Here is a 22,294-nt window from a genome sequence, read left to right on the forward strand (position 1 = left end):
GGGTCCCCATCCCCACCCGTATCCGTGTCCCCATCGCCATCCCGGTTTCCGGTGCGGCCTCGGTTGCGGCCCGACCACATCCGGTGGGCGGTGCGCACCGACCACATCCGGCGGTCGGTGCGCACCGCCCACCGGTGCTTGATCTGGTTGTGGGTCGCGCACAGGGGTTGGATGTTAGCGGCGCTGGTGGTGCCGCCCTGCCAGAACTCCACGATGTGATCAGCCTGCGTCCAGGGCAGGGGCACATCGCACCCGTGCTGCCAAGCACAGCTGGTGTGGCCGTGGAAGGCCGCCGCCCGGATCTTGGGCGGAGCCAACCGGCACGAGCGGCCCACATCCAACACCTGCCCGTTCTTCTGCTCCACCACCAGGCGGCGCACCCAACTCTGACCGATCAACTCACGCACCACCGAGATCGGGACGACCTGACCGGTGTCGGTGGTGGCCGGACCCGCGTCTTCGGCTTCCTCGTTGCCAGCCAGGGACGTGGCGGGCACGGTGATGTTGATCAACGCCGTCGCCGTGCTCGGGGTCTGGCACCCCTGGTGGGACTGGGCGAACCCCAACGCGGCCATCAGCACGTCATAGGTGCGCTCGTACTTGGACAGCCCGTCCTCGGGGTGGAAGGGCACCTGATAGTTGTCCAACGCGACCTGGACCTTCAGGGCATCGGCGGGCGAGCCCCACACCTGGAAGAGGAACGTGCGGTCGAAGGTGGTGACCAGCTGGGCGCCCCGGGCGGCGTGGGCGGCCTCGTGGTCTTTCTCCGCCTTGCCCGGGTTCAGGCTCAGGCACAGCTGGTGGGCGAAACGGGTGATCTGGCCCACCGACATGTTGGGGCGCGACTCTTTGAAGTCCAGGATGCCGCATTCCATTTTTGCGCGGAACAGCTCCGCATCGGGGTGGTCGCCCTTCTGCCTTTTCTCCACCCCGGCCTCGGCGCCCTTGATGACGGCGGCGGCCTCACCCACCGACAGCACCCCGGAGTGCAACGCCTGAAGGGTGGGGGCCATGTCCTGGCGGAATTGGGCCCGCCCGATCAGGGTCAGGTCGTTGGCCTGGGCGGCAGGAATGCCGAAGGCGTGGCGTATCCAGTCGTGCAGGTTCTTCTGTCCGCCCTGTTCCAACAGCTGGCCGGTGGCCTCGAGCTGGGCCAGCCGGGCGGCCATACTGACTTTGATCTGGTCGAGGTGTTCCCAGACCCGGGTGGCTTGGTCCAGCACCTCGCCCGCCGCCCCCAGGGGTACGTCGCGGTCGAAGAACGCGGTGGTCTCGTCCCGGGCAGCGGCCACCGCGGTATCCACCGGGGTGTGCCCGGTGGTGGTGGGTGCTTCAGGAGAGATCGCCATTCTTCTATTATAAACGAAACAACCAGGAAAAGGGAGTGTTACCGGCGGTACGGTGAGAATACCTGACTTTCGTCAGGGGTGCCCCCTGACTTTCTTCGAGTCTCCTATTTCAGGCCACCTGGTGCGGTGTTTATCCGCTCCTGGAATTCCAGGTTTTTCTGTGTTTTCGGTGGTGCTTTTCGCCGCGCACATGGACCGGCCGCGACACCACCAGGCGTCAACGCTCCGGCGGAGTGGCCGCTGACGGCCGCCAGGCCGACCAGGGTTCGCAGCAGAGCATGACCGGCCGCGACACCACCAGGCGTCAAAGCGCCAGCGGAGTGGCAGCTGACGGCCGCCAGGCCGTGCTTGTGCCGTTAGGCCCGGCCGAAGGCCGTGCCGTCGGGCCCCTGCCCACACCTCCCCCGTTCCTGATAGCCGCCCACCCGCCGTCGCAGCGAAGCGGGTCAAGGTGGAGCGCCACTGACGCGCGAAGCGCTCGATGGCGACGACCTTGAGGCGCGCAGCGGAGACGGCCACCATCAAGCGGCCAGGAAAAGGGGGAGAACCACCCGCACCCAACAGCAAACCCCCACCCACCGTGGCCGGGAAACCCTCGCCCACCAGGGCCGGGACTCGGGCACACGGACGCGAGCGGGGACGAAAGCTCCCCCGGTTATCGAGCATGCGCGCCAGAACGGGCCCGCGACAACCCGAGGGCCGACCGGCTGTGGATAACAGGGCCTGCCCGACAGCGGAACACCCGACCGGCCCACAAGCAATGCCGTCTCGCAGTTGACCCCACACCCGCATCCACACCCCACCCGCGCCTGCACCAGCACCACAGTTGGCCGACCCTGATTCGGTGACTCCGGCCGGGAACCTTCCGGGATCGGGTTTCGTTGAACGACGGGTGGCCGTCGCCACCCCCTTTCGATGAGGACTCTCTCGGAAGGTGAACACCATGGACCGGCGCTCTCTCGCGCTGTTCGTCGTCATCCTGGCCGCGGCCACGGACCTGACCGACGGGGCGGTGGTCAACATCGTCCTTCCCGTCATCCAACGCGATCTGGGTGCGGCCGATGCGACGGCCGCCGCAATCGCCTCCGCCTACACCCTCGCCCTCGCCGTCCTGCTGGTCACCGGCGGACGGCTCGGCGACGTGTTCGGGCACCGGCTCCTGTTGGGGCTGGGCATGGCCGGGTTCGTCCTGACCTCGGTGCTGTGCGCTACCGCTCCCACCGCGGGGTGGCTGGTCGCGGCGCGGGCCCTGCAGGGGGTGGCCAGCGCGGTCCTGGTCCCGCAGGTGCTCGCTATCATCCAGATCCTGTACCCGGCCGAGGAGCGCGGCCGGGCGCTGGGGCTGTTCGCCGCGGTGGCGGGCACCGCGACGCTGGCCGGACCCATACTGGGCGCCCTGATCACCGCGGCCGACCTGTTCGGCTGGGGCTGGCGCGCGGTGTTCGCGATCAACGTTCCCTTGGGGGCGCTGGTTCTGCTGGGACTGCTCGTGGTGCCCGGCGGTCAGCGGACCGGGTCGGTCCGGGACCTGGACCTGCCGGGTACCGCCTCGTTGGCGGGCGGGCTGACCCTGCTCGTCGCCCCGCTGCTGTGGGGGCCGGGCGCCGGGTGGCCCGTGTGGGCGCTGGCCTGCCTGGCGGGCGCGGTGCCGACGCTGGGTGCGCTGGTGCTCCGGCAGCGACGGCGCTCGAGGGCGGGTGCGGCCGTGGTGATGGACCCGGTGCTATTCGGGTTTCGAGGGCTGCGAGGGGCGCTGGCCGTGACCGGGTTCGTGTACGCGGCGGTGTTCGGTTTGTTCCTGACCCTCACCCTGTACCTCCAGGGCCAGTTGGGGTGGAGCGCAGTGACCGTGGCACTCGTGGTGCTGCCGTGGATGCTGGGCATCCCGGCGGTGTCCGGACCGGCGTCGAGGTGGCTGGTGCCGAGGTTCGGACGGCGGGTGCTGGCCTCGGGGCTGCTGCTGATGCTCGTGGGCATGGGGGCGCTGGCGGTGGCGCTGGTCGGCGGCGGATCGGGGCCGTGGGCGATGGCCGACGGTGGGCCGGTGCCCTGGGCGCTGGTCGGCGGTGACCCGAGTCCGTGGGCACTGGTTCCGGGGCTGCTGGTGGCCGGGGCGGGCATGGGGCTCGTGGTCGCCCCGGTGCTGGGGCTCGGCCTGGCCGAAGTGCCGGAAGGGCTGGCCGGGTCGGCGTCGGGGCTCGTGAACAACGCCCAGCACCTGGCGGGTGCCGTGGGAAGCGCCCTGCTCGGCGGGCTGTACGCGGCAGCGAGCGGTGGGGGTTCGATGGGCGTGGTGCTGGCCGGGGTGCTGGTGCTGCTGGCAGGCGCGCTGGTGAGCGTGCGGATGCTCCCCGAACACACGCCAGGGGTCGAGCGGGGACGGTAAGGGGCTGGACGGGGAGTTCGGGCAGCGCTGGGTTGGCGGAGCATGAGCTCCCCCTTACAGCTAAGAGACCACACCGACCTCCCGCGCGCCACCTGGACCTGTCCAGCCTGTGGACCACCCGATGACCACCGGGTAGCGGGCCAAGGACCTACCCGGGGGTCTGATGACCGTTGACCGCTACCGGGCCGCCTCGGCGCGTTGGATGCGCTTGATGGGCACCGGGAGCACGCAGACGGGGGCCGGGACGTCCAGGCGGTGACCGGTGTCGGCGGGGATTCCGGTGTCCGGGTCGATGAGCAGCGACATCAACTCGCCGCCGTTCTGGGCGGCGGCGACCAGGTGGTCGGGCTGGCCGTTGTGGCCCCGGACCACGGTGAAGTGGCGGGGCCAGGCACCCACGGGGGTGTCGGCGAGGTGCTCCAGGCGGGCGCCCTCGTCGCGCACCGCGAAGGTCGAGATCGAGTCCGCGCCGCGGTTGGACACGTACACGCGCCCCTCGTAGGTGTTGGTCATCGGCAGGGCGTCGCCGTCGGCGATCTCACGGCCCTCCACCTTGAGCCGGTGCAGGGTGATCTCGCCCGGGTGGTTGGCCTCGGTGACCGCCGCCTTGTGCGCGCCGAGGGCGGGGAGGGAGCCGAGGTGCTCCCCGGTGCCCTTGCGGGGGTTCCAGCGCACGATGTGCACGCGGGAGTCGAGTTCTCCGGCGACGTAGACGTAGCCGCCGTTGACCGCCAGGTGCCGCGGCCCGGTACCCGCGGGCAGGGCGACGGTGCCGAGCAGGCCCTCCTCCGAAGCGGGGGCGGGCCCCTCGTTCTCCGGGCTCAGGGGCGTGGCGTAGTGGTAGACGCGCAGCTCGTCGGTGCCGAGGTCGGCGGCGAGCAGGTAGCGGAGGCGGGGTTCGTGCGAGTCCAGGACGACCGCGGTGCTGTGCGCGTGCGGCCCGTCCTGCCGTTCGGTGACAGGTCCGCGTCCGCGGTGGGCGAGTTCGCGGTCCGGGGCGGTGGGCGTGCCGTCGTCCCGGGTGGGCACGAAGGTGACCACGCCGTTGGCGTAGTTGGTCACGGCCACCTGTTCGGGTCCCAGGTAGCGCACGTGGCAGGGAGAGCCGCCGCCGGTGGGCACGGAGCCGAGTTCGGTGAGTTCGGCCTTCCCGTCCGCCCGGAAAGCGGTGAGTGTGCCCTTGGCCCGCTCGTTGACCGCGTACACCGTGGGCGGTTCGGCGCGGAAGGCCAGGAACGAGGGGCCGGTGGTGCGGGCGGCGACGCCGTCGGCGCGCATCTCGCCGGTCTCGGGGTCGAACCAGACCCGGTGGATGCCCTGCCCCTCCCCCGGCGGCTCGGAGTCGGGGGTGTAGGTCCCCACGAGCAGGAGCCGCCACCGTTTGTCCGCCGAACCGTCCGGGACGCCCACCGGGCACCTCGCTTCCCTCGTAGCCGCAAGTGTGGTCTATACCACCCTGCGCATGCTATCGCTCCCGGACCAGCCGGGGAAGGTGTGCCCACGCCCCGCCACGACCCGCGTGATCTTGCTACCAGGGGCGAAATCGGCGCCGAACTTGCTACCAGTAGCAAGATCACGGGGTTGAAGGGCAGGCGGCCGGGCGGCGGCTAACTCACTTTCCGGCCTGCTTGACGGCTTCGAGGGCCTTCATGATGCGCTTGTCCGAGACCGGGTAAGCCGTGCCGAGCTCCTGCGCGAAGAGGCTCACCCGGTACTCCTCCAGCATCCAGCGCAGCTCGACCACGTCCGGATCGCCGCCGCGGCCCGCGGGCAGCACTCCCCTGAGCTTGGTGACGGCCTGGCGCATCTGTTCGACCTTGGACAGGTTGACCTGGTCGCGGCGCGGGTTGTCCGGGAGCTTGTTCAGCCGGTACTCGATACCGCGCAGATAGCGGTGCAGGTCGTCCAGGCGGGACAGGCCCGTACGGGTGATGAAACCGTCCGAAACCAGGTCGCCCAGCTGGCCCTGGACGTCGTTGAGGGACGGCAGGACCGCCAGCGACGTGGTGCCCTTGACCTTCTTGGAGACCTTGCGCCACAGCACGAGGACGCGGGCGGTCCGGTCCAGGGTCTCCGCGAGGGTGTCCCCCAGATCGGCGCGGACCCGGTCGGCGAGCTTGGCGAAGTCCTCGGCGTTCCACACCGGGCCGCCCTCGCGGGCGAGTAGGTGGTCGACGGCAGCGGTCTCGGCGTCGGCCAGCATCTTCTTGATGGAGCCGTGCGGGTTGTCGGCCAGGGCGAGCTTGTCCGGGTTGTTCAGGCCCTTGCTGACCGCCGTCGCCGGGGAGGGGACGGTAAGCATGAGCAGGCGCCGGACGCCCGCGCGCATCGCGGAGCGCTGTTCGGGCCGGGTGTCGAAGATGCGGATGGCGACGCTCTCGCCATCGTCCACCAGCGCGGGGTAGCCCTTGACCTTGGGGCCGAGGGCCTTGCGCTCCAGGGTCTGCTCCAGCGGGCCGAAGTCCCAGGAGGTGATCCCCTTCTTCTCCACGCCCTTGGCCTCGGTGGCGATCGCCTCGCGCAGCCGGGGCTTGAGCTTGGCGCGCAGCTGTTCCAGGTCCTTGGACTCGGCGAGGGTCCGCTTGCGGTCGTCCACGGCCCGGAAGGTGATGCGCAGATGGTCGGGAACCCGGTCCAGTTGGAACTCGGTCGGCGGGACGCGGTCCCCGGCCATCACCGAGAGCTCGGCGGCCAGGGCCTCGGTGAGCGGGCCCTCGTACGGGGTCAGGCCACCGCGCGCCCGGGCCGCGTTGTCCGGCACGGGTACGAAGTTGCGGCGCAGCGGCTTGGGCAGCGAACGGATCATCGCGGTGATGAGCTCGTCGCGCAGGCCGGGGATCTGCCAGTCGAAGCCGGTGTTCTCGATCTGGTTGAGGAACTTCACCGGGACGTGCGCGGTGACGCCGTCGGAGTCGCTGCCCGGCTCGAACTGGTAGGTGAGCGGGAAGACGAACGCGCCCTGGCGCCACACGTCCGGGTAGTCGTCTTCGCTGATCGCGTCCACACCGTCGTTGATGAGCTCCTCGCGGGTGAAGTCGAGGAGCGTCGGCTCGGTGCGGCGCGCCTTCTTCCACCAGGAGTCGAAGTGCGCGGCGGAGACGGCGGAGTCGGCGACCCTGCCGTCGTAGAAGTCGAACAGGGTGTTGTCGTCCACGACGATGTCGCGGCGGCGGGCCCGGTGCTCCAGGTCCTCGACCTCGTCCAGGAGCTTGCGGTTGTCGTGGAAGAACTGGTGTCGGGTCTCCCAGTCACCCTCGACCAGCGCGCGGCGGATGAACAGCTCTCGGGAGAGCTCGGGGTCGATGCTGCCGTACGACACCTTGCGCTGCACCACGATGGGCACCCCGTAGAGGGTGACCCGCTCGAAGGCCATGACGGCGCCGCGCTTGCGCTCCCAGTGCGGTTCGCTGTAGCTGCGCTTGACGATGCCGGCGCCGAGCTCCTCGGCCCACTCCGGTTCGATCTTGGCGACCATGCGGCCCCAGAGCTTGGAGGTCTCGACCAGCTCGGCGACCATCACGTAGCGGGGCTGCTTCTTGAACAGCGCGGACCCGGGGAAGATCGCGAACCGCGCCCCGCGGCCGCCCAGGTACTCGTGCTTGTCCGGGTCCTTGAGGCCCACGTGCGAGAGCAGCCCGGACAGGAGCGACTTGTGCACGTCGCGCGGGTCGGCGGCCTCCTCGCGGAGCGGCGGCACCTCGACGTCCATGGTGCGCAGGACCTGCTTGAGCTGGCCGTGGATGTCCTGCCACTCGCGTACGCGCAGGTAGTTGAGGAACTCCTCGCGGCACATCCGGCGGAACTGGTTGCCGGAGAGCTCCCGCTGCTTGTCGCGCAGGTGGTTCCACAGGTTGAGGAACGCCAGGAAGTCCGACTCCTTGTCGGTGAACCGGGCGTGCGCCTGCTGCGCCTGCTGCTGCTTCTCGGTGGGTCGCTCGCGCGGGTCCTGGATGGACAGCGCCGAGGTGATCACCAGGACCTCGGCCAGGCAGTCGCGCTTCTCGGCCTCCAGGACCATGCGGCCCAGGCGCGGGTCGACGGGCAGCTGGGCCAGGCGGCGACCGACGGGGGTGAGGCGGCGCTGGCGCGAATCCTTCTGGCCTTCGGCGGGCTTGCTGGTCTTGGTCCGGTGCGTCTCGGGCTGGAGGGCGCCGAGCTCCGAGAGGAGGTTGACGCCGTCCTTGATCTGCCGGTGGTCGGGGCCGTCCACGAACGGGAAGGCGGCGACGTCGCCCAGGCCCAGGGAGGCCATCTGGAGGATGACGGAGGCGAGGTTGGTGCGCAGGATCTCGGGGTCCGTGTACTCCGGGCGGGAGAGGAAGTCCTCCTCGGAGTACAGGCGGATACAGATGCCCTCGGACACGCGGCCGCAGCGGCCCTTGCGCTGGTTCGCGGAGGCCTGCGACACCGCCTCGATGGGCAGGCGCTGCACCTTCGTCCGGTGGGAGTACCGGGAGATGCGGGCGGTGCCGGGGTCGATCACGTACTTGATGCCGGGCACCGTGAGCGACGTTTCGGCGACGTTGGTGGCGAGGACGATACGGCGGCCGCCGTGCCGGGACCACACGCGTTTCTGCTCGGCCACGGACAGGCGGGCGTAGAGGGGCAGGACCTCGGTGCCGCGGAGCTTCTTCTTCTCCAGGGCTTCCGCGGTGTCCCGGATCTCCCGTTCCCCGCTGAGGAACACCAGGACGTCGCCGGGGTCCTCACCGGAGAGCTCGTCGACGGCGTCGAGGATCGCCTGGGTCTGGTCCTTGTCGGTTCCCGGGCCGGGACTCTGCCCACCCGTCGGCCCGCCACCACCCTCAAACGACGGCCTTCGGCCGCGGCTCTGCTCCTCAGGGTCGAGGATGTCGTCCGAGACGGGCCGGTAGCGGACCTCCACCGGGTAGGTGCGCCCGGAGACCTCGACGATGGGTGCGTCGTCGAAGTGGCGGGAGAACCGCTCGGGGTCGATGGTCGCCGAGGTGATGATGACCTTCAGGTCCGGCCGCTTGGGCAGGAGCTGCTTGAGGTAGCCGAGCAGGAAGTCGACGTTGAGGCTGCGCTCGTGGGCCTCGTCGATGATGAGCGTGTCGTACTGGCGCAGCATGCGGTCGTGCTGGATCTCGGCGAGCAGGATGCCGTCGGTCATCAGCTTGACGAGCGTGCTCTCGTTCGAGGAGTCCGTGAACCGGACCTTGTAGCCGACCGTCTCGCCCATGGGGGTGCCGATCTCGTCGGCGATGCGCTCGGCCACCGTGCGGGCGGCCAGGCGGCGGGGCTGGGTGTGGCCGACCGTGCCCATGACCCCGCGCCCCAGTTCCAGGCAGATCTTGGGGAGCTGGGTGGTCTTGCCCGAGCCGGTCTCACCGGCGACGATGACGACCTGGTTGTCCCGGATGGCCTCGGCGATGTCGTCGCGCCGGGCGCTGACCGGCAGCTCTTCCGGGTAGTGCAGCTCTGGGACCGCCTCGCGCCGCAGGCCCACGCGGAGTTCGGCGCGGTCGATGTCCCCGGCGATCTGGGTGGTGACCGAGGCGCGGCGGCGCTCGTCACGGATCTTGGCGAGGCCGTCGATACGCCGACGGAGCCGGTGCCGGTCGGCAGGCATGAGGTCGCGCAACCGGGAACGGAGTTGGTCCGCGGCGGGCGCGGGCGTGGTGGTGCTCATCAGTACTCAAGGTTATGAGGGCGGGCAACCGGTTTTCCCGGCGGGCGGGCAGGGCTTGCGGGGCAGGGACGGCCCCGGGCACACCCTCGGTCCAACGCTCGTGGGGCCGGGGTTTGTTCCGGCGGTCAGGGAGAGTCGGGCTCCTGGGGCATCAGCGGGTGTCGGGGCCCGCCACCAGTAGGGCTACTCCGCTGTTCACCAGTGACGCGGCGAAATCCTCCGGTGGTTCCTCGTCGGTGATCAGAAGGTCCACCGCTGACAGCGGCGCGGTGGCGAAGTCGGCGATCACGCCGAGTTTGGTGCGGTCGGCGACGACCACGACCGAGCCCCGGGTCTGTTCGATCATCAGGCGGGCGATCTCCCCCTCCCACGGGGAAGGGGTGCTCAGGCCGCTCACGGGGCTGATCCCGTCCACACCCAGAAAAGCATGGTCCGCGTGCATTTGTCGGATGTGCTGGTTGGCCAAGGGGCCCACGAGGGAATTGGACTGCGCGCGGTACGCGCCGCCCACCACGATGAGTTCGTTGTCCGACCAGGAATGGGCGAGAGCGGCCGCGTTGCTGGTGATGACCCGCAGGTCAGCGCGTTCGGCCAGGCTCCTTAACACGTGGCGGTTGGTGGAACCGCTGTTGACGAACACCGTTTCGCCGGCCTCGGCGATGGTGGCCGCGAGGTAACCGATGCGTTCCTTGCCCTCGCGCTGGCGCTGGTCCTTATCGGAGTACTCGGGCTCACTGTTCAATCTCTGCGTGATGATCCCGCCACCATGGGTGCGCTCCAGGGTGCCTTCGGATTCCAGCAGGGCCAGATCCCGGCGGATCGTGACGTCGGAAACCGCCAGTTCGTTGCTCAACACCGAGACACGGACCGCTCCGTTCTCCCGCAGCCGGTCCAGGATCCGCTTGCGCCGCTCGGCGGGTATGGCCTCGCGCGTCATCGACAGTCCTCTCTGCCCGAGTCGTCCGGTGGCGGCCACCCGCACGTCCGGGTAACACGACCGACATGAACTCATCACACTTTCGCTAATGAACGAAAGGGTACGCGAATGTATGTTTCCGCACCTTTAACCCTTGACGCAACCAGGGATACCTGCCTATGGTCCGAAATCCGAACACAACCGAACAGGTAGCGAACCGGGCTTCCTATCCAGAAGGCACGCTGTGCCGGCATGCGACCCAAGTTCCTATCCGCTGGCTGAACAGCGCCTGTCCCGTTCGGGGTGCCATGGGCATCCGCGCGATCGCGTGAGTGCCCGGATGGTCCGGAAAGCGGCCGCACCCGCCATCCGGGCCGTAAGAGAGGAGCGCAGATGAACAAGGGCTTGCGGTTGACAGCCGCCTGCGGAGCGGTGGTACTGGTCAGCACGGGCTGCGGCGGATTCGGCGGAGACACCGAGGTGATCAGCTTCTACTCCCCCGAAACGCCGGACATGACCCAGGAAATGGCCGACGCGTTCATGGAGGAGCACGACTACACGGTGGAGGTGAACTACTCCGGCACCAACGAGCTCGTGAACCAGATGATCGCCGAGTCCGACAACCCCCAGGGCGACCTCTGGTACGGCGGCGGTGGCTGGATGCCGTTCGAGAACGCCCTGGACCAGGGCATCATCGAGCCCTACACCCCCACCACCGTCGAGGACATGGACGCGATGCAGGGCGACATCGCGCTGCGGGAGGAGGACTGGGGCTGGACCGGCGCCGAGCTGTTCGTGCTGGGCCTGGCCTACAACCCCGACGAGGTCTCCGAGGACGAGCTGCCCCAGACCTGGGCGGACCTGGCCGACGACCGCTGGGCGGGCGAGCTGCAGTTCCCCAACCCGGCCGCCTCCGGAACCGCCACCCTCCTGGTCCTCAGCCAGCTCATGGAGATGGGTGAGGAAGAGGGCTGGGAGTACCTGGAGACCCTGGCCGACCACGCCACCGCCATCCCCGACTCCGGCGGCGCGCCGACCGAGGCCGTGACCACCGGGGAGGCCAACATCGCGGTGGGCTACGACTTCATGGCCTACCAGCACGAGGACCGCGGGGAATCGGTGGACTTCCACATCCCCGAGGAGACCCCGGTCCTGGTCAACCCGGTCGCCATGGTCACCGACGGCCCCAACCCCGAAGGTGCCGAGGAGTTCATCGACTGGATGCTGTCCACCGAGGGCCAGCAGATCCGCGCGGACTGGTTCCACATCCCGCTGGACGACGAGGTGGAGTCCCGCACCCCGATCACGCTGGACCAGGTCGAGGACCACGCCCAGGACCTGGACGTGGACTGGGTGGTCGACAACTACGACGACGCCCGCGACGAATGGAACGAACGGATCGGCTAGGGCGTGTCCCGCGGACACGCCCCGCGGGGGCTGACCGATTCGGCGCCACCGGTGTCGGCCGCGGGGCCCGACCGAATGGTCGGGCCCCGCGGCCGGCACCGCCTCTGCGGGAACCACCCCGCCTCAGCAGCAGCCAGGAAGGTAAACGATGGTAGCCGTCAGCCTGCGGAACCTGTCTAAGAGCTTCGGTTCGGGAGCCAACGCGACCGTCGCGGTCGACGACGTGAACCTGGAGATCGAGGAGGGCGAGTTCTTCGCCCTCCTGGGTCCTTCAGGTTGCGGCAAGACCACGACCATGCGCTGCGTGGCCGGATTCGAACGCCCCACCCAGGGTGAGATCTGGGTCGGGGACCGGCTCATCAACGACGTTCCGCCCCACAAGCGCGACACCGGCATGGTGTTCCAGAGCTACGCGCTGTTCCCCCACTACGACGTGTTCCAGAACGTGGCCTACGGCCTGTTGATGCGGGACCTGTACAAGGGGAAGGTCCGGGCGTTCGCCGGCCTGTTCAGCAAGCGCGCCGCCCGCTCGTCCGCCGACATCCGCCGACAGGTGAACGAGGCGCTGGAACAGGTCGGGCTGACCGGCTACGACCGGCGCCAGGTGAGCCAGCTATCCGGCGGCCAGCAGCAGCGTGTCGCGCTGGCCCGCGCACTGGTGCGGCGCCCGGCCGTGCTGCTGATGGACGAGCCGCTGTCCAATCTGGACAAGAACCTGCGCATCCAGATGCGCAGCACGATCCGCGAGATCCAGCGCGAGGTCGGCATCACGACGATCTTCGTGACTCATGACCAGGAAGAGGCCATGGGCATGGCCGACCGCATCGCCCTGATGCGCGACGGCCGCCTGGAGCAGGTGGACACACCCACCGCCCTCTACGCCCGGCCCAATTCGGCCTGGGCCGCCCGCTTCGTGGGCTCCTCCAACCTCGTGGACACCACTGTGGAGCGCTCCGACGACACCCGCACCGAAGTGGTGCTGGGCGGCCGGAACATTCGCATCCCCGCCTCCGAGGCCGCCGTCGGCGAAAAGGTGCGGCTGCTCATGCGCCCCGAAGCGCTGTCGGTGCAGGCGGCGACAGACCCCAACCAGAACGCCGAGAACACGTTCCCCGGCACCATCGCCGATCTCACCTACCTCGGCCCCAACATCTCCTACACCGTGGACATCGGCGCGGCCGGCGGCGCTTCGGTCGTGCCAGCGGAGCCCACGGGGAACAAGGCCCCGGGCGCAGCGGCCGCCGAAGACGCGGCCCAGGACGACGAGGACCCGGACGACAAGACCACGGGCACCGAGGCGCTGGACGAAGCCGAGGCGCTGGACGCTGATGCGCTGGCAGCAGCGGACGGCCCGGTCGCCAGCCAGCTCATCGAGGTCACCGACACCTTCCGGGGCGCCGACGCGCTGCTGGACGTCGGTACTCCGGTACAGGTGGCCATCGAACCGAACCGAATCACCCTGGTTGAGGAGGTTTCCTCGTGAGCACGGCCGTGGCCGATCCCCCCGAGGGTCGGGAGTCCAAACCGGGGTCGCCGCCGACGGGCAGAAGACGGCGGCAGCGCTCGTTCCACGTGGACCTGCTGGCGTTCTTCCGGGTCCTGGTGCTGGGCTTCTTCACGCTCTTCCTGATCATCCCGCTGCTGTCCATGGCGGTCGTGGCGTTCACCGGCGAGACCGTGAACATCTTCGGCTCGATCGTGGACCCCGAGATCCGGGCCCAGAACATCTCCGACCTCGGCGGGGCCTCCCTCGCCACCTTCATCGACGTCGTGGGTTCGGCGCGCAACATGGAGGCGTTGCGCAACAGCCTGCTGCTGGCACTGGGCGTCTCGCTGCTGGCCATGGTGCTGTGCACGCCGATCGCCTACGGTTTCGCCCGCACCGCGATGCCGTTCAAGCGCACGCTCGGCGTTCTGTGCACGATCCCGATGGTGGTTCCCACGTTCGCGGCCGCGGGCGGCTTCATCACCATGTTCGGCCAGGCCGGGTGGGTCACCACCACCTGGCAGGCGATGGGCGGCGAGGGCCAGCTCATCAACCCGTACTCCATGACCGGGCTCGTCCTCGTCCTGCTGTTCTTCCTGTTCCCGTTCGCGCTGTGGCCGATGGTCGCGGCGTTCCGGATCAGCAACGCACAGGTGGAGGAGGCGTCGGCCAGCCTCGGCGCGCGTTCGCTGACCACGTTCTTCACCGTGACGCTCCCGCTGGCGCTGCCGTCGCTGCTGTCGGCGCTGCTGCTGATCTTCGCGGTGACCTTCAGTGACTTCGGTGCCGCGATCATCCTCGGTATCGACGGGCTGAACCTGATCGTGGTGCAGGCCTACCGCGAGATCGCCGGCTTCTTCAACTGGGCGGCGGGCTCCGTACTGGTCATGGTCATGGTCGTGGTCGTGGCGCTGTTCTTCGCGCTGCAGCGCCTCGTGCTGCGCGGGCGCGACTACGGCACGCTCACCGCGCGCGGGCACCAGGCCCCGCTGGTCCGCCACCGCGGCCTGTGCATCAGCCTGTCGGTGTTCACCATGGCCTTCACCCTGATCCCGGCCCTGGCCCTGCTGTCCGTTCTGGCGCTGTCCTTCGCCACGACCTGGCGCGGCTCGCTGCTGCCGGACGCCTGGACCACCGCACACTACGAGCGCGTGCTCGACCGGTCCTGGGGCGTGATCGCCAACAGCCTCACCCTGGCGGGAGGCGCGCTGCTGATCGCGCTGTTCGTGGCGGCGACCGTCGCCTACTACACGGTCCGCCACCGCGCGGCCGGACTGGACTTCCTGGCGACGATGCCGCTGATCGTGCCCGGTATCGCGCTGGCGCTGGCGCTGATCCAGACGTTCAACTCCCAGCCCCTGGCGCTGTACGGAACAGCCGGGCTCCTGGTCATCGCCTACGCGATCCGGCGGCTGCCCTACATGCTGCGTCCGACGGTCGGCGCCATGCAGGCGATCGGGACCGATGTCGAGGAGGCGGCGCGCAGCCTGGGGGCCAACCGCATCACCGCCGTGATGACGACGGTGCTGCCGTTGCTGCGACCCGCGCTGTTCGCCGGAGGCATCCTCGTGTTCGTCACGGTGCTGAAGGAAACCAGCGTCACCGTGCTGATCGCTCCGTCCGGCTGGGAGCCGATGAGCCGGGACATCTTCGACAACCTGCTGCGGGGCGAGCGCTACCCGGCAGCGGCGATGACGGTGATCCTGCTGGTGATCGTGATCAGCTTGCAGCAGATCGCCTACCGGTTCAGTCGCAAGTCGCTGTACTGACCGGCTTCCAGTACCCACCGCGGACGACGACGTGCCGCCCGCACCGCAGGCGGGCGGCACGTCGCACGTGGAACACAGTGTTGTTATGGAACAGGGGGCAGTGCAATGCCCGGCCTCATCGTCGACCTGGACGGCACCGTCTATCTGGGAGAACACCTCATCCCGGGCGCCGACTCCGCCCTGGCCCGGCTGCGCGCGGCCGGCCACCGGACCGTGTTCGCCACCAACAAGTCCGTCGCCCGTCCCAAGGACTACGTCGAGAAACTCACCGCGATGGGGATCCCCGCCGCCTTGGACGAACTCGTGACGGTCAACGAGGTCCTGGCCCAGCACCTGGTGCAGCGGTTCGGCCCGGACCAGCGGGTCCTGGTCGTCGGTGAGGCGCCGCTGCACGATGAGCTGGCGGCCGCGGGCCTGTCCACGACCACGCGGTGGGACCGGGCGGACGCGGTGGCGATGGGGTGGGACCGGGACCTGCACTACTCCGCGTTCAACGCCGCGTTCCAAGCCGCACGCAGGGGCGCCTACGTCGCCGCCACCAACCCGGACGCCACCTGCCCGGTGGAGGAGGGCGAGCTGCCCGACTGCGGGGCGCAGATCGCCGCCTTGGAGGCGGCGCTGGGCAGGGAGGTAGACGCCGTGGTGGGCAAACCCTCCGTGACGATGGCCCGCTCGGCCACGGCGAAGCTGGGCCTGCCCCCGGAGCGGTGCTGGATGGTCGGGGACCGGGTCAACACCGACGTCCGGATGGCCAACGAGGCGGGCCTGTCCTCGGCGCTACTCCTCAGCGGGGTGGCCACGCGGGAGCAGGCCGCGGAGAGCCCGTGGCGCCCGGACCGGGTGTGCGCCGACCTCGCCGAGTTCACGGACTGGTTCCTGGCGGAGTATCCCGAAGGCCCCGGAGACTAGGCGGGGCCGGGGTTCCAGCGGTCACAGCGGTCGGGTGAGCCACTCCTTCAGGGTGCGGATCCACGGGTCGAAGGCGTCGAGGTGGGCGTCGTGGGAGGCGCCGGGGAGGTCCACGCGGTGGGTGGCGGGGCGGCGGGCGATCAAGGCGTCGCGCTGCTCTCCGGTGAACATCCCGTTCTCGGCGAAGACCGCGAGAGTGGGCACCGCCAGGCTCTCCCACTCGGACCAGCGGGGGTCGCATACTGCGCGCAGCACCCCCTCCATCACCTCGGGGTCGAAGCGCGGGCTCAGACCCTCAGCGGTCTCCTCGAGATCGGTCACCCAGGCCTCGGTGACCGGACGCTCCCCCAGAAAGGCGCGGGCGTCCTCGGCGTTCAGGAAAGGCGTGGGCCAGGACCGGAAGAAGTCCCCGAGCCGGGCCGCATCGTCCGTACTGCCGCCCTGTGCGTGGCCCTCCAGCATCACCAGCCGGTCCACCAGGTCCGGGCGGGCCGCCGCGGTGAGGAAGGCGGTGTGCGCGCCCATGGACTGGCCCACCAGGTGTGCGGGGCCCTCGGCCAGCTCCTCGATCACCGCGGCGGTGTCGGCCACGAAGGCCTCGCGGGTGACCTCCCGGGGGTGCGCGGTGCTGTGGCCGTGCCCGCGCTGGTCCACCACCAACACGCGGAAGCGGGGCGCCAAGGCCCTCGCCGTGGGCAGGAGCTCGCGCGCGCTCCCGGCCAGGCCGTGCAGGAGCAGGACCGGCGGTCCCGCCCCTCCGGTGTCCAGGACGCGCAGGTCCGTGCCCTCACGGCGGATCCACCGCGAGGGCGTCGACGGGTGCGAATGTGCCATGGGTCTCTCCTACGCTCTTGCGCTCGGGCCTACTCGGAGATAATCCGGTCTACCGCCTCGGCGGTCCGCGGAGCGTATTCTTCCAGCATGGTGAAGTGGTCGCCCGGAACCCCGACCCGGTCGTGCGCGGTCGGCCAACTCCAGTCCAGACCGAGTTTGGCTCCCGCCGCGGTGACCACGGCTTCGGTCGGCCGCACCTGCACCGTCTGTCCCCGCCACTGCGACGGCCGCCACGTGGAGAACAGGTCGAGGTATGCGCCCATCGCTGTCAGCCTGGCGGTGTCCAGGAGCTCGAACTCGCCGGCCCGCTCGGTAACGAACTCCGTGACCATGGGCAGGAGTTCGTCGTCTCCGGGCACGACGGTGTCGAGCAGGACGGCCTTCTCGGGCGGGGTCCCCCTGGTGGTGAGCTCCTCGGCGACAGCGTGGGCCGTCCAACCACCGGAGGAGCGCCCGATCAGGATGAACGGACGGCCGTCGGCTGCGGCGAGGACCTGGTCGGCCTGATCCCGCACGAAAGTATCCAGGTCCGCTGGAAGTTCCTCGCCCTCCAGGTATCCCGGAGCGGAGAGCACGTAGACCCCGCGGCGCCCCTGCCATCGGCCGGCGAACCGGGAGAACTCGTGCGGCCCGGAGGTCATGACCAGCGACGGGTGACAGATCAGGACGGGTTCCTCCGGTCCCGTGGACAGGACGGTGGCGGAGGAGTGCGAGACGCCGGTGAAGACCGGGCGTGCACGTGAAGCGGCGAAGGCCAGATCGACGGCCTCCTTGGGGCGGTCTGCGACACAGGCGTCGAGGAAGAGCCCGACCAAGCTGTCGGTGGTACCACCGCTCGGCGCCGCTCCGGACTCGCCCATCTCCCGGTCCAGGTACTCCGCCAGAACCAGCGGCGTGCCGTACTGGAACACCAGGGTGGCGGGCATGCGAAGTCCGGTGAGCGCCTGCAGGTGGTTGCGCAGTTCCACGGCGGTCAGCGAGTCGAACCCGGACTCCGGAAACCCCTGCTGGGCTCCATACTCCTGGTAGCCCAGGATCTCCGCCGCCCGTTCGCGCACCAGCCGGGTGAGGAGCTCCCGGCGTTCGGCGCCGGACGGCACCGAGCCCACAGGGTCGGCCTCCCGGGCCGCGCGTTCGGGGACGCGCACCAGACCGCGCATCAACGTGGGCACGGACCTTTGCGTGACCGCTCGGGTGCGCAGCCCCGCCAGGTCGATCGCTGAGGGCACCAGCTGGGCGCGGTCCACAGCCATGGACGCGTCCAGGAGTGCGCACCCCTCCGCGTCGCCGATCCCCCGTACACCCCAGGTCCGGGCCATCCTGTTCGCGGAGACGTCGTCCACCTCAGCGAACTCCCGGGTCTCCACCAGCCAGCGCCCCCAAGCCAGGGACTGGGCAGGCAGGCCCTGTTCCCGGCGGTGCACCGCGAGTGCGTCCAAGTAGGCGTTGGCGGCGGAGTAGGCCGCTTGGCCGGCGCTGCCGAACACCCCCGCCGCCGAGGAGAACATGACGAACGCGTCCAGGTCGAGGTGGGCGGTGAGGCGGTGCAGGTTCCAAGCGCCGACGGCTTTGGGGTCCATCACCCGGTCGATGGTGTCCGTGGTCAGGCCGGTGAAGGTGGAGTCGTCGATCAGTCCGGCGGCGTGCACGACTGCCGAGACGGGGACTTCAGCCAGGAGCGCCCGCAGTCGGTCCGTATCGGTGACGTCGCACGCCTCGATCCGCGCACGGGCACCGAGGGCGGTCAGTTCGGCGACGAGTTCGGTGGCTCCGGGAGCATCGGAACCCTGGCGGCCGAGGAGGAGAAGGTCGTCCACGCCGTGCCGTACGACCAAGTGGCGGGCAACCAGGCTTCCGAGACGACCCGTGGCCCCGGTGATCAGGACCGTTCCACCGGGGCGGAAGCGGGTGGACAGCTCCAGTACCGCCTTGCCGACGTTGTGGCCGCGCTGCATGACCTGGAACGCCTCCGGAGCCTCCTCGATCGGGTACCGGGTGAGTGGACCGCGTGGCAGGGTGCCGTCCGCGAGGAGCGGCAGGAGCGCGGCGAAGGCCCTCCGAACCGGCTCCGGGCCCGACGCCAGAACGTTGAAGGCCCGGTACGCGACGTGTTCGGGGATGTCGTCCTCCCCCAGAAGCTCATTGCGGCCAAGCTCCACGAACCGGCCGCCCGGGCGAAGCAGCCGCAGGGACGCGGAGATCGCGTCCCCGGTAAGGGAGTTGAGGACCACGTCCACGGTACCGGTGGCCGCGCGGAAGTGCTCCTCGAAACCGAGCTCACGCGAGTGCGCGATCTCGGCCCCGTCCAGCCCGGCCTCGCGGAGCACGTCCCATTTCTCGGGACTGGCCGTGGCAAGCACCCGGGCTCCCAGGTGCCGGGCCAGGCCGAGTGCCGCCTGGCCCACCCCTCCGGCAGCCGAATGTACGAGCACGGTCTCACCGGCGCTCAGGCCGGCCTCTTCCACCAGGGCGAGGTAGGCGGTCAAGTACGCCGCGGGGACGGCTGCCGCCTCCGCGTGGCCCCAAGCCTCGGGGACCTTGGCCAGGTACCTGTGGTCGGCTACCGCGACCGGGCCGAAGGCACCCGGGAAGAGACCCATCACCCTGTCGCCGGGTCGCAGGCCTTCGGCACCGTCCCCGGTCTCCAGCACCACACCGGAGCCCTCATTGCCGATGTCGCCGGGGTCGGGGTACATACCCACGGTCATCAGGACGTCGCGGAAGTTCAGCCCCGCGGCGCGGACCGCGACCCGCACCTCGTGGGGCGCGAGCGGGCGTTCGGGCACGGGGACGTAGGCGAGTCCGCCGAGGATTCCGTGACCGTCTGCGTCCAGGCGCCAGTTGGGGTCGCGGGCGGGCGGAGCAGTACCGCCGTCCGCTCCTGAACGGCTTCGGGCCAGGCGCGGGACGCGCAGACGCCCGCCGCGGGCGGCCACCCGCGGTTCCTCCGTGCGCAGCGCCGCGGCGACCAGCCCGGTGTCGACCCGTTCGGGGTCGTTCCAGTCGGTGTCCAGCAGCAGGAAACGGCCGGGGTTCTCGGTCTCGGCGGAGGCGATGAGCCCCCACAGTGCCGCGCCGGACGGGTCGATGGGCAGATCCGTGTCCCCCGCCAGGTGTACGGCACCCCGGGTGAGCACGACGAACCGGGTGGCGGCGTACCGGTCGTCTTCGACCCGCTCCCGCAGAGCGGTCAGCACACCGGACAACCGTTCGAGGGCGTGTTCGGGGTCCGCGCCCCCGGAGCCCTCTGGCGCGAGCACGATCACGGCGGGCGCCTCGTTGCCCTCCTCCGGTCGGCGTTCGATCCCAGGCACGGCGCCCAAGCCCGCCCAGGTCCCAGGGTCGGGCACCATGGCCGTGCCGCGAGCGGCGATCTCCTCCCACTCCTGGTGGAAGAGCGCGTCCTGGTCCGCTCCGGTCTCCGGGGCGGCCTCCCGGACGGAGAGGGAATCTATGCTCAGAACCGGCACGCCCGCAGGATCGGTGACCAGAACCGCGTAGGTGTCGTCTCCGGTCCGGGTGAGCTGCACCCGGACCCGTTCCGGGGTTCGGGAACGGTGCAGTCGTACCCCGCTCCAGGCGAAGGGCATCAGGAGGCGAGGCGCCCCGTCTGTGTCCGCTTCACGCAGGAGCAGTGACTGGAGTCCCGCGTCGAGCAGGACAGGGTGCGGTCCGGTCATCGCCTCAGAGTCGGAGGGCAGCGTGTCCGGCCCGGCCTCCGCCCACGTGCGTGGGCCGTCGGTCCGGACCGAGCTCAGGCCTTGGAAGCCGGGGCCGTATTCGAGGCCTCGGGCCTCCAAGAGCGCGTAGGTGTCGTCCGTCGCGAGTTCGGTGACGCCCGGGGGCGGCGGCACGGAGGGCGGCGCGGGCGACCGGTCTGCTGGGGCCAGGCGTCCCTCGGCGTGCGAGGTCCAGTGCTGCCCGTCCGCCGAGGACGACAGGAGACGGAACGTGCGTGTCCCCCGCGAGTCGGGGGCCTCGACGATGACCTGGAAGGAGACTCCCGGGCCTTCGGGGTCGATCTCCAGGGGGGCTCTCAGGGTGAGTTCGGCGATCTCGGGACGCTCGCAGACCCGGCCGACGTTCAGGAGCAGTTCCAGGGTGGCGGTGCCGGGCAGGATCACCCGGCCGGAGACCTTGTGTTCAGCCAACCATGGTGCGCGGGTGGTGTCGAGTCGGCCGGTGAAGAGGGTCTGGCCGGTCCCGCCGATCGGCGTCCAGGCACCGAGCAGGGGGTGGTCGTCGGGCGTGAGTCCGACCGACGAGGGGTCACCGGCGAACTCGGGCTCGTCCATCCAGTACCGGCGGCGTTGGAAGGGGTAGGTCGGCAGTTCGACGTCGTCGCCACCGGGGCCCAGGACCCGTACCCAGTCGACGGAGATCCCTTGGCAGTGCGCTTCGGCCAGCGCCGTCAGGAAACGGTCGCCGGTGTTCTCGTCCCGGCGGAGGGTGTGTATCACGGGGCGGTCTGCGATGCCGGCGGCCTCAAGGGTCTGCCGCAGTGGGACCGACAGTACCGGGTGCGCTCCGACCTCGACGAACGCGTGGCCTGCGGAGGCCAGTCGGCGGGTGACCGGTTCGAGGAGCACGCCGTGGCGCAGGTTCCGGTACCAATAGTCGGCGTCGAGTGAGGACCCGTCCACCGGCACCGTCGGTGGCTCGTGCCCCGGTTCCCATGAGGGCGAAGGTGCGACGGTGGAGTGGAACGGTACGGTGCCCGGGCCGGGACGGAGGTCGACCAGACCGGCCCGCACCTCCTCCTCGACCCGGTCCATGAGGAAACAGTGCGAGGCGTAGTCGACCGGGATCCGCCGTACAAAGGTTCCTTCCTTCTCGCGGGCTGCCACGAAGGCGTCGACGGCTTCGGCGGTGCCGGAGACCGTACTGGCCTCCGGACCATTCGCGCCGACGAGAACGAGTCGGCCCTCCCGGTCTTCGATCAGGCCGGCGACCTCGGCAGCGCCCAGCCCGACCACGGCCATGCCGCCCTCCCCCGCGACCTTGCCCAGCGCCCGACTACGGGTGACGACCACCCGCGCCCCGTCCTCCAGGGAAAGGACGCCGGCCACACAGGCGGCGGCCACTTCGCCCTGGGAGTGACCGACGACGGCGGAGGGTTCGACGCCCGCGGCGCGCCACAGCCGGGCAAGGGACACCAGGACCGCCCACAGGGCCGGTTGCAGGACGTCCGCGGACGCGCCCGCCCCCATGAAGGGCGGGGATCCGGGTTCCTCCCGGAGGACCGCCGACAGCGACCAGTCGACGAGGGGGTCCAGGGCCCGTTCGCACTCGGTCACGGACTCGGCGAAGACTGGGGAGTCCTGCATGAGGCCCTTTGCCATGCCCGCCCACTGACCGCCTTGGCCGGGGAACACGAAGACCGGTTTCTCGGCGCGTCCGACCCGGTGGACCTCGCCGGTGACCAACCCCACCGCGGCCTCGCCTTGGGACAGGGCGCGCAACCGGTTGGCGAAGGCCCCGGGGTCGGCGCCGACGACGGCCGCCCGCCGCGCGAAACGGCCGCGTGTGGTGGCCAGGGCGCGAGCGATGCCGGTGGCGGACGGCGCGCCGTCCGCCACCGGCAT

At 70.2% G+C, this 22,294-nt stretch carries 11 protein-coding genes; 5 read left to right on the plus strand and 6 right to left on the minus strand.

All coding sequences use genetic code 11. The annotated features are described in order from the left end of the window. Positions 1-1,349 (minus strand): HNH endonuclease signature motif containing protein (locus ACYVD1_RS31655; protein ID WP_460778142.1); only part of this gene is annotated, 1,349 nt, incomplete at its 3' end. Between the two features lie 943 nt (positions 1,350-2,292). Here ACYVD1_RS31655 and ACYVD1_RS31660 point away from each other — a divergent pair. Next, entirely contained in the window at positions 2,293-3,735 is a 1,443-nt protein-coding gene (locus ACYVD1_RS31660) for an MFS transporter (RefSeq protein WP_460778143.1), read from the plus strand. 177 nt (positions 3,736-3,912) lie between these two features. On the opposite strand, the gene ACYVD1_RS31665 is transcribed toward ACYVD1_RS31660, so the two are convergent. The 3 genes from ACYVD1_RS31665 to ACYVD1_RS31675 form a co-directional block, all read right to left on the minus strand. Then, on the minus strand, positions 3,913-5,145 hold the full coding sequence (locus ACYVD1_RS31665) for a lactonase family protein (RefSeq protein ID WP_460778144.1): 1,233 nt from the start codon (positions 5,143-5,145) through the stop codon (positions 3,913-3,915). A gap of 202 nt (positions 5,146-5,347) precedes the next feature. Beyond that, a complete protein-coding gene (gene hrpA, locus ACYVD1_RS31670) occupies positions 5,348-9,388 on the minus strand; it encodes an ATP-dependent RNA helicase HrpA (protein WP_460778145.1) in 4,041 nt (1,346 codons plus the stop codon). A gap of 151 nt (positions 9,389-9,539) precedes the next feature. Beyond that, the gene (locus ACYVD1_RS31675) at positions 9,540-10,325 is read right to left on the minus strand and encodes a DeoR/GlpR family DNA-binding transcription regulator (protein WP_460778146.1); all 786 of its coding nucleotides are present in this window, start codon (positions 10,323-10,325) and stop codon (positions 9,540-9,542) included. 372 nt (positions 10,326-10,697) lie between these two features. Between ACYVD1_RS31675 and ACYVD1_RS31680 the strand changes: the two genes are divergently transcribed. From ACYVD1_RS31680 to ACYVD1_RS31695, 4 genes are all read left to right on the plus strand, one after another. Beyond that, positions 10,698-11,711 (plus strand): ABC transporter substrate-binding protein, encoded by a 1,014-nt coding sequence (locus tag ACYVD1_RS31680; RefSeq protein ID WP_460778147.1) that lies wholly within the window; start codon positions 10,698-10,700, stop codon positions 11,709-11,711. Positions 11,712-11,859: 148 nt separating this feature from the next. After that, positions 11,860-13,194, plus strand: a complete 1,335-nt coding sequence (locus tag ACYVD1_RS31685; protein ID WP_460778148.1) for an ABC transporter ATP-binding protein — start codon at positions 11,860-11,862, stop codon at positions 13,192-13,194. After that, positions 13,191-14,966, plus strand: coding sequence for an ABC transporter permease (locus ACYVD1_RS31690; RefSeq protein ID WP_460778149.1), 1,776 nt, complete (start codon positions 13,191-13,193; stop codon positions 14,964-14,966). The genes ACYVD1_RS31685 and ACYVD1_RS31690 overlap by 4 nt, the downstream gene beginning before the upstream one ends. Before the next feature lie 105 nt (positions 14,967-15,071). Then, entirely contained in the window at positions 15,072-15,875 is an 804-nt protein-coding gene (locus tag ACYVD1_RS31695; RefSeq protein ID WP_460778150.1) for an HAD-IIA family hydrolase, read from the plus strand. A gap of 21 nt (positions 15,876-15,896) precedes the next feature. Here ACYVD1_RS31695 and ACYVD1_RS31700 read toward each other — a convergent pair whose 3' ends face one another. After that, the gene (locus tag ACYVD1_RS31700) at positions 15,897-16,709 is read right to left on the minus strand and encodes an alpha/beta fold hydrolase (RefSeq protein ID WP_460778151.1); all 813 of its coding nucleotides are present in this window, start codon (positions 16,707-16,709) and stop codon (positions 15,897-15,899) included. Positions 16,710-16,738: 29 nt separating this feature from the next. Next, positions 16,739-22,294, minus strand: a 5,556-nt coding sequence (locus ACYVD1_RS31705; protein ID WP_460778152.1) for an SDR family NAD(P)-dependent oxidoreductase, incomplete at its 5' end; no start/stop codon positions are given.

The organism is Nocardiopsis nanhaiensis, from assembly GCF_054778635.1.